The following is an 18,630-nucleotide window of genomic DNA, read 5'->3' as shown; positions in this document are numbered from 1 at the left end:
TCCTATTTATGGTAATCTGGATCACGGAAATGCGTTTTATAAAAGATAGTGACCAGATACAGAACAAAAAGAATGTTTTGTACAGTGATGAGGTTTGACATATTTTGGCCAAAGAGTCCCAAAATAAGTGTAATCAGAGTTGGTAATCCTAAACAGTTCAAGATAAAATGGTAGCACTCTTTAAAGGTCCTAAATGAAAAGAGGCGTGATTTCTTAGTGATATAAAGGAGAAGACTCGCTCCTAGAGAGACGATAAAGAAATTCAAACCAAAGAGGAAGCTCGCACCGAGAACTAGAAAGAGACTGATATAGACACGATTCTGCTGGTACCAGTCTTTAGAAATGGCTTGGGTCAAGCTGTCTTTACTTTTGAAACTCTCAGTCTCAATCGCTCGGTAAGAGACACGGGTCAGTTCTTTACTTTCTTTGCTGATGACGAGCTCATTCGTATCGAAATGCAGTTGCAAGTCCTTAGGTAATTCCTTGCTTTGACTTGGACCGATCACAATAGAAGGCTCTTGACTAGCTGTTCCAGTATAAGTTAATTTGCCATCAACAATTGTAGCGTGTTCAGAGAGATCCTGTACAACCTTATCTGTCAATGGTTCATAGACATTATCGATAAAGGTTTCTAGCGGATAAGTCTCCTGCGAGCTGTTTTGGATGGCAATAGGTACCATAGATAAGCTGATAAGGAAGATACTGGTAAAGAGAAGTTGGAACCAGTTGAGTCCGAAACGTTTGGACAGGGGCTTACGAAATCCCCAAATACTTGAAAAATAGGAAAATGGATATGGAAGCATAGGTATCTTTCTAAAAGGTGTTTTCTATATGAGTATTATATAGAGAAATGTGCTTTATTTCAAGTCTAGGAGATAAATTGCTTGCTACAAGGATAGTTTTACAGTAACAAGTTTTAAAATGAAAAAGGGTGGCGGGGATAAATTATCCCTTGTCGCCACCACTTGTAAGTCCTGAAACAAAGTTCTTTTGTAGGAAGAAGAAGAGAATACAGATTGGAAGGGCGATGAGGATAGCACCTGCTGAGAAGTAGGCAATCTTCAAGTTCTTCGCATTGTTGACGAAGGTTTGGAGACCAACGGCAACAGTAAAGTATTCTTTCTCACGAAGCAAGAAACTAGAGAGGATGTAGTCCCCGAAAGGTCCCATGAAGGCCCAGAGAGCTTGTACGGCAACCATTGGGCGAACAAGTGGAAGAACAATTTGCCAGAAGCGACGGAAGTGTCCTGCACCGTCTAGTTTTGCAGATTCGTCTAGAGACATTGGCACTGTATCGAAGTAGCCTTTCATGAGCCAAGCATTCATCGGGATACCACCACCAACGTATAGGAAGATGAGGAACCAGCTGTGGTTAAGGGCGTTCAACATAAGCGCCATAACGAAGAAGGCTGTCAAAGCGGCCATGGTTGGCACCATTTGGATAATCAAGAAGAAGACCAAACTTTGTTTACGAGCCAAGAAGTTGTAACGGCTGTAGGCATAACCAGCAAGTACGATGATACTTGTTTGAACCGCCATGGTAACCAAGGCGATGATCAAGGTATTGAGATACCAAGTACCGTATAGAGTTTCAGTAAAGAGTCCTTTAAAGTTATCAAAATTGAAGTCGATGTTAGTATCAAGTTTAAAGGCTGCGACGTTACCTGCTTTAAAGGCTGACATGATGGTAATCAACAGTGGATAGATAATCACGATTGATAGACCAATCAAGTAGAGGTAAGTAAGGGTTTGAGTCAGTCTACGTTTGAGTTTAATTGAGTTATTCATCTTAGACGTCCTCCATATCAAATGCGTGTAGTTTCTTGAATGCGATCATAGAGATTGAGATGACAATGATAGAGATAATCAAGGTAACAGCAGCCGCCATTGAGTATTGAGGAGATGTACCTGTTGTCAAACGGTAGATCCATGAGATCAAGATATCAGTTGAACCAGCTCCCCCTCCGACACTACCAGGACCTCCACCATTGAAGAGGTACATGATAGAGAAGTTGTTAAAGTTGAAGGTGTATTGGCTAATCAAAGTAGGTGCAGCAACAGCCAAGATCATTGGGAAAGTGATGTTGCGGAATTTTTGCCAAGCATTAGCACCGTCAATATAAGCTGCTTCGTAAAGGTCGTTAGGAATAGATTGCAAGATACCCAAGGTCAAAACGTAGATATATGGGAATCCAAGCCAACCTTGCATCATAATCAAGGCAATCTTAGTCCAAGTTGGGTCTGTTTTCCAAGGAATAAGAGCACCATCAAGGAAAGGAAGGAATTTAGCCAAGATTGGCAATACTTGAGTGTTGATAGCACCAACACTATCGTTAAACATGTTTGAGAATGTCAGGATAGTGATGAAGGCTGGGACAGCCCAAGGAAGAAGGAAAATAACACCGAAGATACGTTTTCCTTTGATAAATGGTTGGTTAGCAATGATAGCTGTGAAGATACCAATGACGATCTGTAAAGTTGAGGCAGATAAAGCCCAGATGATAGTCCAAGAAAGGACGGCACCAAAGGCAGAACGGAAGGTACTCAAGCTCCAAATGTTTGTAAAGTTGGTCAAACCAACCCAGTCCAACAATTTGTTTGGTGGCAAGTGTTGGAAGTCGTAGTTGGTAAAGGCGATCATCAAGGTTACGATAACTGGGAAGATAATCGCAAAAGTCATGGCAATGTAAGATGGAATGATTAAGAGGTAAGGGAAGCCATTTTCATAGATTCCTTTGACCATTTCTTTAAAGGTAAGTGCTACTGGTATGCCATTGTTAATGTGTTTGGCAGTTGTATGTGCGTCTTTGATATTTGCGAAATAAAAGAGTACATAAACAACTACAAAGATTAAATGGAAGGCACCACGAATCAGCATAAAGAGGGAATTATCACGACCTGGTTTGTCACCAAGAGTGATGAGATTGCTCAATTCAGGGGCTGCAAGTGCTAGGAAGTAAAGGACGAATACGATGGTTACACCAAGGAAGATAAAACCTTTGGCTTTTTGTTTATTGTAAATCTGTCCTAACCCAGGAATGATAGACAGCAGAGCTGCTTTACTAGGTTGTTGCTTTTCCATAATAACTCCTTTCATAGGATACTGGTTTCTAATTAAAACCTAAACTATATATGTTTTTGATTGATAAATTCAAAGGGGGATTTGATTTCCACCCCCCTTGAACAAATTTTTTATTCACCAAATTTTTGTTTGATTGTTTCTTTGATCAATGTTACAGCGTCGTTAGCAGCTGTTTTCGCATCTTTCTTACCACTTACAGCATCAAAGAGCATAGTTTTCGCTGGATCCCAAACTGCAGACATTTGAGAGATGTTTGGCATTGGTTGAGCGTTCTTGAACTGTTTGATAACAGCTGTTGTCAACTCATCATTTTTACCTTCAGCATATGTACGAGCTTCAGTGTTAGCTGGGATTTCGTTAGTTGTATCGTAGAAGGCTTTTTGTTCTTCAGTTGAAACAAGGAAGTCTACAAATTTTTGAGCGCCTTCAAGGTTCTTAGTGCTTGATGGGATGATCCAAGCTTTACCACCACCGAATGCAGCATATTCTTTTCCATTTGGAAGAGTTGGGATAGTTGCAACACCGTAGTTTACTTTAGCGTCTTTAAAGGCTTGAGCTTTCCAAGGTCCGTCGATGATAGCAGCTGTTTTACCTTCTTGGAATTGAGTTTGGATTAAGTTGCCAGCACCTTCCGTATCTTGCATACCTTTAGGCCATTTTTCATACCAAGATTTAGCGTAGTTGATACCTGCGATAGAACCGTCGTTGGCAAGACCGATGTCTTTAGCGTCTTTACCGTTTTGTCCGAATACGTAAGCACCGTTACCAGCAAGAAGTCCATATGCATAGTAGAAGTTTGTCCAGTCAGCTAGGAAGGCAGAAGTTTTTCCATCTTCTCCAGCGAAAGCATATTTGCTATCTTTAGCAAGGTTTTCTAAGTCAGCAAAAGTTTTTGGAGCTTCTTTTACCAAGTCTTTGTTGTAGTACATAACAAGTGACTCGATAACAGCAGGAGCACCGTAAACTTTACCGTCAGCAGCTGTTACAAGAGATTTAGTTTTATCATCTGTTTTAGCACCGTCGCTCAATTTCACTTCTGAAAGTTGTCCGTCAGTACCAAGGCTACCTACACGGTCGTATGGAGCCATCATAACGTCAGCAGCTTGACCTGATTGGTTGTCAAGAGAAAGTTTGTCAAGACCACCCATTTGGTCTCCTGTTTTGATAGTAACTTTTACTCCAGCTTCTTTTTCGTAAGCTTTTGCAGCTGATTCAGCAAATGCTTTATATTGATCTTCAACGTAGAAAGTGAGTTCTTTCGCTTCAGATGAACCAGAATCTGCAGGTTTATCAGCAGTTTTGCTTCCGCAAGCTACCAAAAGCAAGCTAGCAAGTGTAACAGTTCCAAGCACAGCAGCGCTCTTCATGAATTTAGATGACATAGTGTATTCCTCCTAAAGAATAACAAATTTTATAATGAGGAAACGCAAACGTTTTCCTTTATGGGACTAGTATAACACAATCAGAAAGCGGTTGCAAGTGTTTTTTGTAAAAATTTTTAAAAAAATTGTAAAAAAAGTAAACGCTTCATCGTCATATAATAGTAGAAAATCCCAAAAATTGGTTTTGTTTTAAATTTAAAAAAAAGTTGAGAAAACGATTGCCTAATTTACAAATGGAAAGCAGAGAGGATTCTCACTTTATTTTTGCTTAATAAGATAAGTAAAACCCTTATTTCTATTTTGTTTGTTTCCTGAAAGAATATATATACGAGTAAGAAGAAAAAAATTTTAAAAAATAATCAAAAAGTTATTTAAAACCGCTTGCATTTATCAAGAAAATGAGCTATACTAGTAATAGCGCAAACGTTTGCGCTCATAAAAATGTAATATCTAACTATAAACACATGAGGTGCTTATTATGAAAAAACGTCAAAGTGGTGTGTTGATGCACATTTCTTCTCTTCCAGGAGCATACGGAATCGGATCATTTGGTAAAAGTGCTTACGACTTCGTTGATTTCTTGGTTCGCACAAAACAACGTTACTGGCAAATCCTTCCACTAGGAACAACTAGTTACGGAGATTCTCCTTACCAATCTTTCTCAGCCTTCGCAGGGAACACTCATTTTATCGATTTAGATATCTTGGTGGAACAAGGCTTGTTGCAAGCAAGTGACCTTGAAGGGGTTGACTTTGGTAGTGATGCTTCTGAAGTTGATTATGCGAAAATCTACTATGCACGTCGTCCTCTTTTAGAAAAAGCGGTAAAACGTTTCTTGGAAGTAGGAGATGTTAAAGATTTTGAGAAATTTGCTCAAGACAACCAATCATGGCTTGAGCTCTTTGCAGAGTATATGGCTATCAAAGAGCATTTTGACAATCTTGCTTGGACTGAATGGCCAGATGCAGATGCTCGTGCTCGTAAAGCTTCAGCACTTGAAAGCTACCGTGAGCAATTGGCAGACAAGTTGGTTTACCACCGTGTGACTCAATACTTCTTCTTCCAACAATGGTTGAAATTGAAAGCTTATGCTAACGACAACCACGTTGAAATCGTTGGGGACATGCCAATCTACGTAGCGGAAGATTCAAGCGATATGTGGGCAAATCCACATCTCTTCAAGACAGATGTCAATGGTAAGGCGACTTGCATCGCAGGATGCCCACCAGATGAGTTTTCTGCAACTGGTCAGCTTTGGGGTAACCCAATCTATGACTGGGAAGCAATGGACAAAGACGGCTACAAATGGTGGATTGAACGCTTGCGTGAAAGCTTCAAAATCTACGATATCGTTCGTATCGACCACTTCCGTGGTTTCGAATCTTACTGGGAAATCCCTGCTGGTTCCGATACAGCAGCACCTGGCGAGTGGGTGAAAGGTCCTGGCTACAAGCTTTTTGCAGCCGTTAAAGAAGAACTTGGTGAGCTAAACATCATAGCTGAAGACCTTGGCTTCATGACTGATGAAGTTATCGAGTTGCGTGAACGTACTGGCTTCCCAGGAATGAAGATTCTTCAATTTGCCTTCAACCCAGAAGACGAAAGCATCGATAGCCCACACTTGGCACCTGCTAACTCAGTTATGTACACAGGAACACACGATAACAACACGGTCCTTGGTTGGTACCGTAACGAGATCGATGATGCGACTCGTGAGTACATGGCTCGCTATACTAACCGTAAAGAATACGAAACAGTTCCACACGCTATGCTTCGTACAGTCTTTTCATCAGTTAGCTTCATGGCAATTGCAACTATGCAAGATTTGCTAGAATTGGATGAGACAGCTCGTATGAACTTCCCATCTACCCTCGGTGGAAACTGGTCTTGGCGTATGACTGAAGATCAATTGACACCAGCTGTCGAGGAAGGCTTGCTTGACTTGACAACAATTTATCGCCGAATCAATGAAAATTTGGTAGAATTAAAGAAATAATACAATATCAGGAGATACCTTAAACATGTTATCACTACAAGAATTTGTACAAAATCGTTACAATAAAACCATTGCAGAATGTAGCAATGAAGAGCTTTACCTTGCTCTTCTTAACTACAGCAAGCTTGCAAGCAGCCAAAAACCAGTTAACACTGGTAAAAAGAAAGTTTACTATATCTCAGCTGAGTTCTTGATTGGTAAACTCTTGTCAAACAACTTGATCAACCTTGGTCTTTACGACGATGTTAAAAAAGAACTTGCAGCTGCAGGTAAAGACTTGATCGAAGTTGAAGAAGTTGAATTGGAACCATCTCTTGGTAATGGTGGTTTGGGACGTTTGGCTGCCTGCTTTATCGACTCAATTGCTACTCTTGGTTTGAACGGTGACGGTGTTGGTCTTAACTACCACTACGGTCTTTTCCAACAAGTTCTTAAAAACAACCAACAAGAAACAATTCCAAATGCATGGTTGACAGAGCAAAACTGGTTGGTTCGCTCAAGCCGTAGCTACCAAGTACCATTTGCAGACTTTACTTTGACATCAACTCTTTACGATATTGATGTTACTGGTTATGAAACAGCAACTAAAAACCGCTTGCGTTTGTTTGACTTGGATTCAGTTGATTCTTCTATCATTAAAGATGGTATCAACTTTGACAAGACAGATATCGCTCGCAACTTGACTCTCTTCCTTTACCCAGATGATAGTGACCGTCAAGGTGAATTGCTCCGTATCTTCCAACAATATTTCATGGTTTCAAACGGTGCGCAATTGATCATTGACGAAGCAATCGAAAAAGGAAGCAACTTGCATGACCTTGCTGACTACGCAGTTGTACAAATCAACGATACTCACCCATCAATGGTTATCCCTGAACTGATTCGTCTTTTGACTGCTCGTGGTATTGAGCTTGACGAAGCAATCTCAATCGTTCGTAGTATGACTGCTTACACGAACCACACAATCCTTGCTGAAGCCCTTGAAAAATGGCCTCTTGAATTCTTGCAAGAAGTGGTTCCTCACTTGGTACCAATCATCGAAGAATTGGACCGTCGTGTGAAAGCAGAAGTGAAAGATCCAGCTGTTCAAATTATTGACGAAAGTGGACGTGTTCACATGGCTCACATGGATATCCACTATGGATACAGCGTTAACGGGGTAGCAGCGCTCCACACTGAAATCTTGAAGAACTCTGAGTTGAAAGCCTTCTATGACCTTTACCCAGAAAAATTCAACAACAAAACAAACGGTATCACTTTCCGTCGTTGGCTCATGCATGCTAACCCAAGCTTGTCTCACTACTTGGATGAGATTCTTGGAGAAGGTTGGCACCATGAAGCAGATGAGCTTGAAAAACTTTTGTCTTATGAAGACAAAGCAGCTGTCAAAGAAAAATTGGAAAGCATCAAGGCTCACAACAAACGTAAATTGGCTCGTCACTTGAAAGAACACCAAGGTGTGGAAATCAATCCAAACTCTATCTTTGATATTCAAATCAAACGTCTTCACGAGTACAAACGCCAACAAATGAACGCTTTGTACGTAATCCACAAATACCTTGACATCAAAGCTGGTAACATCCCTGCTCGCCCAATCACAATCTTCTTTGGTGGTAAAGCAGCTCCAGCCTACACAATTGCTCAAGACATCATCCACTTGATCCTTTGCATGTCAGAAGTTATTGCTAACGATCCAGCAGTAGCTCCACACCTGCAAGTAGTTATGGTTGAAAACTACAACGTTACTGCAGCAAGTTTCCTTATCCCAGCATGTGATATCTCAGAACAAATCTCACTTGCTTCTAAAGAAGCTTCAGGTACTGGTAACATGAAATTCATGTTGAACGGAGCTTTGACTCTTGGTACTATGGACGGTGCTAACGTGGAAATTGCTGAGTTGGTTGGAGACGAAAACATCTACATCTTTGGTGAAGATTCAGAAACTGTTATCGACCTTTACGCAAAAGCGGCATACAAATCAAGCGAATTCTACGCTCGTGAAGCTATCAAACCATTGGTTGACTTCATCGTTAGCGATGCAGTTCTTGCAGCTGGAAACAAAGAGCGCTTGGAACGTCTTTACAATGAATTGATCAACAAAGACTGGTTCATGACTCTTCTTGACTTAGAAGATTACATCAAAGTGAAAGAGCAAATGTTGGCTGACTACGAAGACCGTGACGCATGGTTGGATAAAGTCATCGTTAACATTTCTAAAGCAGGATTCTTCTCATCTGACCGTACAATCGCTCAGTACAACGAAGATATCTGGCACTTGAACTAAGATACAAGATTTATACTAATACACTTTCCTATAAAGCGAATTTCGATTGAAATTCGCTTTTTTGAATGCTGTGGGTTTGGGTCAATCTTGTTTTAAAAAGATAGAAATCATAGATACAGTGAACGCATAACACTTTATTTCAGCCTTATGTTTCTTCGTAGTTGCTTACCTCATATTTTTTGTATTCGCTTACACAAAGTGTTATAATATGATTATAGGAAAGAAGGTGTTTTTATGTGGAAAAAATATTTTTCAAAATATAGATGGACTGATTTATTTTGGATTTTATTTATCATTTTGACCTGCCTCTATATTGGTAACCATGATTTGTTTCCTCTCAATCATCAAGAAATCTCTCTTCGAGGTAGTTTCTGGGGATCTGTACTCGCCTTATATCAATTGCTATTTATTGATAAATTTATTATTTCGAATCGAAAATAAAGTTTAGGGCTATGCTTAGCTGTGTACCTTTAGGATTGATTTTGGAGGGAAGATTTTGTCTCTGTTATTTATTATTTTAAATTTATCTATTTTGTACAAGATCTATTCTTTGAGGCGGGAGAAATCGAAATACTTGATTTATACGGCCTATATCATATTTGGGGTAAATGTAATATATGGTATTCAATGGTTATTAAAAGAACTGATTTCAAAGATTTCCGCTTAATGTGTATAGAAACTCCAGCGATTTTTGCATAACAAAACGCATAAGATTAAGGTTTTTGAGCACCTGTTCTTATGCGTTTTTGTAATATTAAAGATTTTCGGTAAGTTGTCTGCCTTTGGGAAGTCTAGTTTAGAATACTCTCCCAACCAAAATCTCTGCTTCAATGGTAATCTCTGTCAGTTGGCTCCAGTCAATCTTGCTCTGGTCGATGTGAAAGAGGAGAGGAGTCATACTGAGTAGGGCTTGGAGCTGATCTGCTGTGATAGTCTTAGTCAGAGAGGCCGTTTGGTTAGATAGGATGGTAAAGTGTCCCTGGAAATGATTTTTGATATCTTGATTAGAATAATCCTTGTTTGTCAGCTGGTCTTGTACCTTCTGACGGATTTCCTTGAGGTGATTTTTAGTTGGAATAACCTTTATCAAGATGCCGTCTTTGGATAAAACGCGACGAAATTCTCCATAGTTGGCAGGGGAAAAGATATCAAGCAGGATATCCATGCTAGCGTCTTTTATAGGAAGACGAGCCAAGTCACCAACGAACCAGTTGACTGCCCAGTTTGGTTCACTCTTGGCAGCGATTTGGACGGAATCTTTGGAAATATCAAAGGCATAGAAGGTTTTGTCAGGATGACTTTCTTGGAGTTTGCGAGAATAGAATCCTTCACCACAACCGATATCTAAAATTGTTTTGGTATTTTTTGAGTTTGAAAGTAAATCAGAGACGACCTCTAGAATAGCCTGATAAAAGCCGGCTTCTAGGATTTGTTGGCGGTTTTGAAAGTTTTCCTTGTCGTAGTTGGTAGATTGCTTGATTTGAGGTGCCAGATTGACATAGCCAAATTTAGCTAAGTCAAAAGAATGGCGATTGTTGCATTTGAGACTGCTCTCTACCAGAGTCAGATTTTCTTGACAGACAGGACAGGCAAAGGCAGTCGCAGAAGCAAAACGCTGAAGTTTGGGTTTGAGATTTGTATTCATAGTTTAAGTGTATCAAAAGAGGCAAATGAAAGCAACTTTAGGAATAAGTAGATGGGAGATTCAGTAGAAATAAAACTAATTCTCCAATTTATAGAATAAAATTGCTTTTATATCTAAATTTCTATATAATAATGATAAGGAGGAAATAAGTATGTTAAAAGAAGTATTAACCGTTGCAAAAGTTGCGAAAAAATCATCACTCTTTTTGGGTGGTGTCGCATTTGGTACCCTTGGCTTGAAAATCTTAGCAAGTAAGGAAGCTAAAAAAGGTTATTCTAAAGCTTTGGCTAAGGCTTACAAGCTGAAAGACGAGCTAGATGCATCTGTTTCTGTTGTGAAGCAACATGGAGACGATGTCTTGCAAGATGCCAAATATTTGTACGAGCAAGAGAAAAAAGAAGAGCAATTAGATAGCCTTATAGGAGAATAGTATGTCTTTTAAAGTGCTACATAGAGGATACCAACATATCCGACTATCATCTTCTTTTTCACTCACCTTGGATATTCAAGACTATCTTCGTTCCTTGGCGAGAGATGAAAAGGGGATTGAGTCTATCCAGTTTTACATGGATCAACAGCACTTTACTCTACGTATAAAAGAAGGCTTTTCTGTATTAGATAATGCAGAAGCCTTTTTAAAAAGAATTGATAAAGGGAAAGTTTCTGAGTTGATGACTCTTCCCATTCGTAGAGAAGAGAGTGCTTATTCTATTGTTTCAGGTGCAGCGATTAAGCGTATGATTTTTCGTAGTTTTGTGCCGTATCCTATTCGCTATATATGGACTTGTTATCAGGCTTTGGGTTATGTTAGAGAAGCCTATCAGACCCTAGCGCGTAAGGAACTAACGATGGAGGTCTTGGACTGTTCGGCGATTTTATTGTCCTTGTTTATGAACCAATCCAAGACAGCTAGCAATATCATGTTTATGCTTGATTTGGGGAATCATTTAGATCAGTGGTCCTTGAAAAAAACTGCAACAGATTTAGAACAAAGCCTTCTTGCAAAAGAGAGCGATGTATTCTTAGTACAGGGCGATACGGTTGTTAGTATCAAGAGTTCCGATGTTCAAATAGGAGATGTCTTGGTCCTATCTCAAGGAAATGAAATTCTGTTTGATGGACAAGTAGTTTCAGGTTTAGGTATGGTCAACGAAAGTTCCTTGACGGGAGAGAGTTTTCCAGTTGAAAAAAGAGAGTCTGATTTGGTTTGTGCAAATACAGTATTAGAAACTGGAGAGTTGCGCATTCGTGTAACCGATAATCAGATGAACAGCCGGATTTTACAGCTGATTGAGTTGATGAAGAAATCTGAAGAAAACAAGAAAACGAAACAACGCTATTTCATCAAAATGGCGGACAAGGTCGTCAAATATAATTTCTTGGGGGCTGGTCTGACTTACCTATTAACAGGTTCTTTTTCTAAGGCTATTTCTTTCCTATTGGTCGATTTCTCCTGCGCTTTGAAAATCTCTACTCCTGTAGCTTATTTGACAGCTATCAAAGAGGGGTTGAACCGTGAAATGGTGATCAAGGATGGAGATGTTCTAGAGAAATATCTGGAAGTTGATACTTTCTTGTTTGATAAGACAGGAACAATCACAACTAGCTATCCTATAGTTGAAAAGGTGTTACCTTTTGGGGATTATAGCGAGGAAGATATTCTCAGAATCAGTGCCTGTCTTGAGGAACACATTTATCATCCTATTGCTAATGCCATTGTCAAGCAAGCTGAGATAGAGGGGATTGAACATGAGGAAATGCATGGGAAACTCCAATATATTGCAAGCAAGGGAATTAAGTCACATATTGATGGCCAACCAGTTCTTATTGGGAATTATGTCTTGATGCAGGATGAGCAGATTCATATTAGTTTGGAACAACATGCTTTGGTTGAAGAGTACAAGAATCACTACAATCTCTTATTCTTAGCCTACCAGAATGAATTGATTGGAATGTTCTGCATTCATACGCCTTTGAGAAAAGAAGCAAAAGCAGCCTTGGAGAAACTGAAGGCACAAGGGAAAAAATTGATTCTGGCAACAGGGGACACCCTGGTTAGGACAGAGGAATTAGTCAAAGATTTGCCCTTTGATCAGGTCTATACAGACTTGAAACCTGATGGGAAATTTGAGTTAGTAGAGGAACTGCAGAAAGCAGGTCACACTATTTTGATGGTTGGAGATGGATTGAATGACTCAGCGGCTCTAACCCTATCAGATATCGGTGTGGTGATGAATGAGAGCGCAGATATTTCTAAGCAGATGAGTGATATCTTATTGTTAGATAATCGCTTGGATTTCTTCCAAGAGTTGGATTCGCTATCATCATCTTTGCAAACACTCATCAAGAAGAATATTCAAGATACCGTTGTCGTAAATAGTAGTTTGATTGGCTTTGGCTTGTTTAATTGGCTCAGTCCTTCAAATCTCTCTATCTTACATAATCTAACAACCTTGCGCATTGTCTTGCGTAGTCTGTCTATTAAAAATAGATAGATGAGAGTTATTAACAGCAAAAAGGAGTTACCTTTCTCGAGGTTAACTCCTTTTTTATAGGTAAATGTTGAACAGTTTAGTAAGTCAATACAAAGTATTTTTTCTTACCGCGACGGATAACAGTCAGTTCGTTTTCTAACTTATCTGCATCACTCAAGATATAGTCAAGGTCTTGGATACGGTCGCCGTTTACGTAGATAGCTCCGTTTTGGACATCTTCACGGGCTTGGCGTTTTGAGTTAACCACACCAGATGAAACGAGCAGTTCCACGATATTGTGGTTTTCTTCTGCTTGAACTTGGTAGTTTGGCACTCCACGAAGTCCTTGTTTGAGTTCTTTGACAGAAAGGTTTTTGATGTTTCCTGCAAAGAGTTGCTCAGTGATGTTGAGAGCTTCTTTGTAAGCTTCTTCTCCGTGTACAAGTGTTACGACTTCACGAGCCAAGACTTTTTGTGCCAAGCGTTCGTGTGGAGCCGCTTCAAATTGTTTGCGGATGTCTTCAATCTCATCAAGTGTCAAGAAAGTAAAGATTTTCAAGAAGCGAACAGCGTCAGCGTCCATAACGTTCATCCAGAATTGGTACATTTCGTATGGAGAAGTCTTTTCAGGATTGAGCCAGACTGCGTTTCCTTCAGATTTACCAAATTTCTTACCAGTTGCATCTGTGATCAATGGAACAGTGATAACGTGACCAGTCTTGTCAGACTTACGGCGAAGCAATTCAGTACCAGCTGTCATATTTCCCCACTGGTCAGAACCACCGATTTGTAGCGTCACGTTGTGGTCTTGGTTAAGGACGAAGAAGTCGTAACCTTGCATGATTTGGTAAGCAAACTCAGTGTAAGAAATCCCTGTTTCGATCCGTTTTTTAACAGATTCCTTACTCATCATGTAGTTGACAGTGAAGTATTTTCCGATATCACGGAGGAAGTCAATGAAGCTGATGCTGCCAAACCAGTCGTAGTTGTTGACCATGACAGCTTTGTTTTCACCATTTTCAAAGTCAAGAAAACGAGAAAGTTGTCCTTGGATAGACTTGACCCAGCCATTTACTGTGTCTTTTGTTTGGAGACTACGTTCAGCATCTTTGAAGGACGGATCTCCGATGAGACCTGTAGCACCGCCAACGAGCGCATAAGGTTTGTGACCTGCTAGTTGCAAGCGACGACTTGTCAAGATTGCGACAAGGTGGCCTAGGTGAAGGCTGTCAGCAGTTGGATCGTAGCCAGTATAATAAGAAATTTGACCTTCTTCTAGGGCTTTACGCAAAGCTTCTTCATCAGTCGTTTGAAAAATCAAACCACGCTCTTTTAGCTCATCAAAAATGTGCATGTGTCTTTTCTCCTTTTTAAAAATATTGTTTCTACCTATTGTATCACAAACTTGGGCAATAGCCTAGTAGAATAGGGAAGAAAGTGGCTATTTTATTGAAAGTTTACCTTTTATGGTATAATAGTTACAGTGAGGAAATCCATGCAAAATCAATTAAATGAATTAAAACGAAAAATGCTGGAATTTTTCCAGCGAGTAAAATCAAAAATAAATCATAGAAAATCAGAGAAAGTCTCAAAAGAGAAGAATTTGGATGGGACAGGTGGGAAAGTTCTGGCTATCCTAGGTAGCATTTTAGTTGCTATTAAGGGCATTTTGAATACTCTCTTTATTCTAGGCTTTATCGGTGGACTTTTTGGTGCTGGTGTAGCTCTTGGTTATGGAGTTGCTTTGTTTGACAAGGTCAAGGTTCCCAAATCGGAGGACTTGGTCAAGCAAGTTAAAAATATTTCTTCCATCTCAGAAATTGTTTACGCAGATGGGAGTGTCATTGCTTCTATCGAGAGTGACCTACTGCGAACTTCTGTTTCATCTGAGGAAATATCAGACAATCTCAAAAAGGCTATCGTTGCAACTGAGGACGAACATTTCCTTGAACATAATGGGGTTGTGCCAAAAGCTGTGATTCGGGCGACTTTGGGAACCTTTGCAGGTTTGGGCTCATCTAGTGGGGGCTCGACTTTGACCCAACAGTTAATCAAGCAACAAGTGGTTGGAGATGCTCCTACTTTGGCTCGTAAGGCTACAGAAATTGTCGATGCCCTTGCCTTGGAACGGAGCATGAGCAAGGATGACATCTTGACCACCTATCTCAATGTTGCTCCCTTTGGTCGAAATCATAAAGGGCAGAATATTGCAGGTGCCCAGCAAGCTGCTGAAGGGATTTTCGGTATCGATGCTAACAAGTTGAGTATTCCCCAAGCCGCTTTCCTTGCAGGTTTGCCACAGAGTCCGATTACTTATTCTCCTTATGAAAATACTGGAGAGTTAAAGAGTGATGAAGATTTAGAGCTTGGTTTGAAACGAGCTAAGGATGTTCTCTATAATATGTACCGTACGGGTGCCTTGACTCAGGAAGAATACGACCAGTACAAGGATTACAATCTCAAACAAGATTTCTTGCCATCAGGAACTGTCAATGCTGTTTCAAGAGATTACCTTTACTTTACGGCTATGTCTGAAGCAACAGATCGTATGTATGATTATTTAATTCAGCAGGACAATGTCTCTAGTCAAGAGTTGAAAAAGGAAGCGATTCAAAAGGCCTATCATGAGCGTGCTGAGCAGGAACTAAGTAATGGCGGTTATAAAATCACTACAACGATCAATAAAAAAATCCATAACGCCATGCAAAATGCAGTTGCTAACTACGGTCGTTTGGTAGATGATTCGACTGGGCAGCCTGAAGTAGGGAATGTTTTGATGGACAATAAAACGGGGGCTGTTCTAGGCTTCGTTGGTGGTCGTAATTACCAGACAAACCAAAACAATCACGCCTTTGATACCAAGCGTTCGCCAGCCTCTACAACTAAGCCTTTGCTGGCCTACGGTATTGCCATTGACCAAGGTTTGATGGGAAGCGCTAGTATCTTGTCAAATTATCCGACAAAATTCTCTAATGGCAATCCTATCATGTATGTAAACAGTCCAGGTACAGGTATGATGACCTTGGGTGAAGCCTTGAACTATTCGTGGAATATCCCAGCCTATTGGACTTATCGCATGCTTCGTGAGAAGGGTGTAGATGTCAAGGGTTACATGGAGAAAATGGGTTATGAGATTCCAGAGTATGGTATCGAAAGTCTGCCTATGGGCGGTGGTATTGAAGTCACAGTCGCCCAGCATACCAACGGTTATCAGACCATAGCTAACAATGGTGTTTATCAACAAAAACACATGATTGCTAAGATAGAGTCTCCTGATGGCCGAGTGATTTATGAATATAAATCTCAACCTGTTCAGGTTTATTCTAAGGCAACAGCTACTATTATGCAGAGTTTACTCCGTGATGTCATTTCATCTCGTATTACTTCTAGTTTCCAGTCAGACTTATCGTCTATTAATCCTAGTCTAGCAAGTGCAGATTGGATTGGAAAAACGGGTACAACGAATGAAGACGAGAACATGTGGCTCATGCTTTCGACACCTAGATTGACTCTGGGAGGTTGGTTAGGCCATGATGATAATCGACCACTTGCTAAAGGTGCAGGTCACTACCGAAATGCGAATTATATGGCTCATTTGGTCAATGCTATTCAACAAGCTGAACCAGGTATTTGGGGAAATGAGCGCTTTAATCTTGATTCTAGTGTCACAAAATCACAAGTGCTGAAATCAACAGGGCAAAAGCCGGGCAAGGTCTCAATCAATGGAAAGGAAGTTGATATTTCAGGGTCTACAGTAACAAGTTACTGGGCTACAAAAGAAGGAGCACCGGTCACTACTTACAGATTTGCGATTGGGGGTAGCGATGCAGACTATCAGAATGCTTGGAAGAGTATTCTAGGAAATCTCCCTAGTTTGGCATTACCAAATGTAAATAATAACTCTGGGACAAGATCATCAACAGGAACTTCTAGGTCTAATCGATAATATAGAGTAGTAGCAAGGATAAAAATGTTCTATCCTTGCTACTTTTTTCTTTTTCATTTTCATGTTAAAATAAATATATGAATCAATATCAGAAAAAGATTGTTAAGGGGACAATCTATTCACTATTATCAGGTTTAATCTGGGGGATTTGCGGGATTTTAGGAGAGTATTTCTTTACTCATTATAAAGTATCTTCGGGCTGGATTACTTCTATGCGTTTACTGGTAGCCGGAAGTCTTGTTTTGATCCTATCAGCCTTTCAGTTACGTAGGAAGTTAGTCGATATTTGGCGAGATAAGAAAAATTACCTGCCCTTTTTAGCCTATGCTATTTTGGGGATTTTTTCTGTGCAGTTTTTCTTTTATCTATGCGTTGAGTACTCAAATGCGACAACTGCGACTATTTTACAATTTATCAGTCCAGTTTTTATCCTATTTTACAATCGAATGGTTTACAAAAAGAAGGCGTCTCTTAGTGCTATCCTATATGTTTTGGTTGCCATGCTGGGTGTGTTTTTAATGGCTACTAGAGGAGATTTATCGCAGCTGTCTATGACGCCCTTAGCTTTGATAACTGGCTTGCTCAGTGCAGTTGGAGTCATGTTTAATGTTATCTTGCCACAACCTTTTGCCAAGCGATATGGCTTTATACCGACAGTTGGTTGGGGGATGATTATAGCGGGACTATTTAGTAACCTACTCCATCCAGTCTATCGTATTACTTTTCAGTTAGATATTGTGAGCGTGTTGATTTGTTTAACGATAGCTGTATTCGGGACTGCATTTGCTTTCTTTATTTCGATGAAGGCGGTATCCCTTGTATCTCCTTTGGTTGTATCAGTGGTGAGTGCTAGCGAGCCCCTTTCTTCAGCTCTACTGAGCGTTCTCTTTCTTGGTCTAGTTATGGATGGATTTTTAGCTTTGTCTATGGTGTTGATTATTGTTCCTATGATTTTCTTGTCTGTAGAAGAAGCTAAGGGGAGAAATTAAAGAGGGGTATTTTAATAGTTGAGGCTTCAAATTTGAGGCCTTTTTTGGTAGAATAGGTATCATTAAAATGAACTAGGAGGCGCCTATGACTGCTACAAAAATGAACGCTCAAGAAATTATCCAATTTATCGCCAATGCTGAAAAGAAAACCAGTGTGAAAGTAACATTTGAGGGACAACTCGCAACTGCTGTACCTAGCTCTGTTGTCAAACTAGGGAATGTCCTATTTGGAGACTGGAAAGATGTTGCTCCGCTTCTCGATGGCTTGGTAGAAAATCAAGACTATGTTGTTGAGCAAGATGCTCGTAATTCTGCAGTTCCTTTGCTAGATAAACGTGCTATCAACGCTCGTATCGAGCCAGGTGCTATTATCCGTGACCAAGTTGAAATTGGTGACAATGCTGTTATCATGATGGGAGCAGTTATCAATATCGGTGCTGAAATTGGTGCAGGAACTATGATTGACATGGGGGCTATCCTTGGAGGCCGTGCTATCGTTGGGAAAAACAGTCACGTTGGTGCAGGTGCCGTTCTTGCAGGTGTGATTGAGCCAGCTAGCGCTGAACCAGTCCGTGTTGGAAACAATGTTCTTATCGGTGCCAATGCAGTGGTTATCGAAGGAGTTCAAATCGGTAGTGGTTCAGTTGTTGCAGCAGGAGCTATTGTTACCCAAGATGTCCCAGAAAACGTGGTGGTAGCAGGTGTTCCAGCTCGTATTATCAAAGAGATTGATGCCCAAACCCAACAAAAAACAGCGCTAGAGGATGCGCTTCGTACCTTGTAATTGTAAAAGAAAAATAGAGGCGGAACCCTTTTCCAGCCTCTTTCTGCT

General features: G+C 40.2%; 14 protein-coding genes. 8 read left to right on the top strand and 6 right to left on the bottom strand.

The genetic code is table 11. The annotated features are described in order from the left end of the window. Nucleotides 1-2: 2 nt before the first annotated feature. The 4 genes from D8845_RS05035 to D8845_RS05020 form a co-directional block, all read right to left on the bottom strand. Complete coding sequence (locus D8845_RS05035) at nucleotides 3-803, bottom strand: DUF1189 domain-containing protein (RefSeq protein ID WP_020903392.1); 801 nt, start codon at nucleotides 801-803, stop codon at nucleotides 3-5. A 142-nt stretch (nucleotides 804-945) separates the two neighbouring features. After that, entirely contained in the window at nucleotides 946-1,788 is an 843-nt protein-coding gene (locus tag D8845_RS05030; protein WP_001065642.1) for a sugar ABC transporter permease, read from the bottom strand. A gap of 1 nt (nucleotide 1,789) precedes the next feature. Further along, nucleotides 1,790-3,082: a sugar ABC transporter permease gene (locus tag D8845_RS05025; protein ID WP_031237127.1), complete on the bottom strand. Its 1,293-nt coding sequence runs from the start codon at nucleotides 3,080-3,082 to the stop codon at nucleotides 1,790-1,792. 110 nt (nucleotides 3,083-3,192) lie between these two features. After that, complete coding sequence (locus tag D8845_RS05020) at nucleotides 3,193-4,464, bottom strand: extracellular solute-binding protein (RefSeq protein ID WP_004259122.1); 1,272 nt, start codon at nucleotides 4,462-4,464, stop codon at nucleotides 3,193-3,195. A gap of 478 nt (nucleotides 4,465-4,942) precedes the next feature. Between D8845_RS05020 and malQ the strand changes: the two genes are divergently transcribed. The 3 genes from malQ to D8845_RS10560 all read left to right on the top strand — a co-directional run bounded on the left by malQ (nucleotide 4,943) and on the right by D8845_RS10560 (nucleotide 9,185). Beyond that, entirely contained in the window at nucleotides 4,943-6,460 is a 1,518-nt protein-coding gene (gene malQ / locus D8845_RS05015) for a 4-alpha-glucanotransferase (RefSeq protein ID WP_125452700.1), read from the top strand. A 25-nt stretch (nucleotides 6,461-6,485) separates the two neighbouring features. Next, complete coding sequence (glgP, locus tag D8845_RS05010) at nucleotides 6,486-8,744, top strand: glycogen/starch/alpha-glucan family phosphorylase (protein ID WP_125452699.1); 2,259 nt, start codon at nucleotides 6,486-6,488, stop codon at nucleotides 8,742-8,744. 234 nt (nucleotides 8,745-8,978) lie between these two features. Then, nucleotides 8,979-9,185: a hypothetical protein gene (locus tag D8845_RS10560; RefSeq protein WP_000265681.1), complete on the top strand. Its 207-nt coding sequence runs from the start codon at nucleotides 8,979-8,981 to the stop codon at nucleotides 9,183-9,185. Between the two features lie 355 nt (nucleotides 9,186-9,540). Here D8845_RS10560 and D8845_RS05000 read toward each other — a convergent pair whose 3' ends face one another. After that, complete coding sequence (locus D8845_RS05000; RefSeq protein WP_125452698.1) at nucleotides 9,541-10,389, bottom strand: putative RNA methyltransferase; 849 nt, start codon at nucleotides 10,387-10,389, stop codon at nucleotides 9,541-9,543. Between the two features lie 151 nt (nucleotides 10,390-10,540). On the opposite strand from D8845_RS05000, the gene D8845_RS04995 reads away from it, so the two are divergent. Beyond that, nucleotides 10,541-10,819: a DUF6110 family protein gene (locus D8845_RS04995; protein ID WP_000910909.1), complete on the top strand. Its 279-nt coding sequence runs from the start codon at nucleotides 10,541-10,543 to the stop codon at nucleotides 10,817-10,819. Nucleotide 10,820: 1 nt separating this feature from the next. Further along, the gene (locus D8845_RS04990) at nucleotides 10,821-12,884 is read left to right on the top strand and encodes a heavy metal translocating P-type ATPase (protein ID WP_125452697.1); all 2,064 of its coding nucleotides are present in this window, start codon (nucleotides 10,821-10,823) and stop codon (nucleotides 12,882-12,884) included. A 76-nt stretch (nucleotides 12,885-12,960) separates the two neighbouring features. Here D8845_RS04990 and tyrS read toward each other — a convergent pair whose 3' ends face one another. Then, complete coding sequence (gene tyrS, locus D8845_RS04985) at nucleotides 12,961-14,217, bottom strand: tyrosine--tRNA ligase (RefSeq protein ID WP_125452696.1); 1,257 nt, start codon at nucleotides 14,215-14,217, stop codon at nucleotides 12,961-12,963. A gap of 141 nt (nucleotides 14,218-14,358) precedes the next feature. Here tyrS and pbp1b point away from each other — a divergent pair, with 141 nt between their 5' ends. The 3 genes from pbp1b to dapD all read left to right on the top strand — a co-directional run bounded on the left by pbp1b (nucleotide 14,359) and on the right by dapD (nucleotide 18,582). Further along, a complete protein-coding gene (gene pbp1b / locus D8845_RS04980) occupies nucleotides 14,359-16,809 on the top strand; it encodes a penicillin-binding protein PBP1B (protein WP_125452695.1) in 2,451 nt (816 codons plus the stop codon). Between the two features lie 77 nt (nucleotides 16,810-16,886). Then, complete coding sequence (locus D8845_RS04975; RefSeq protein WP_125452694.1) at nucleotides 16,887-17,798, top strand: DMT family transporter; 912 nt, start codon at nucleotides 16,887-16,889, stop codon at nucleotides 17,796-17,798. A gap of 85 nt (nucleotides 17,799-17,883) precedes the next feature. Next, entirely contained in the window at nucleotides 17,884-18,582 is a 699-nt protein-coding gene (dapD, locus tag D8845_RS04970; protein ID WP_125452693.1) for a 2,3,4,5-tetrahydropyridine-2,6-dicarboxylate N-acetyltransferase, read from the top strand. Nucleotides 18,583-18,630 lie beyond the last annotated feature (48 nt).

It is taken from the genome of Streptococcus mitis (genome assembly GCF_003942865.1).
GTDB classification, from domain to species: Bacteria; Bacillota; Bacilli; order Lactobacillales; family Streptococcaceae; genus Streptococcus; species Streptococcus mitis_BI.
Note: the sequence above shows the minus strand (reverse complement) of the source record. Positions and strands in the feature narration are given on the sequence as shown.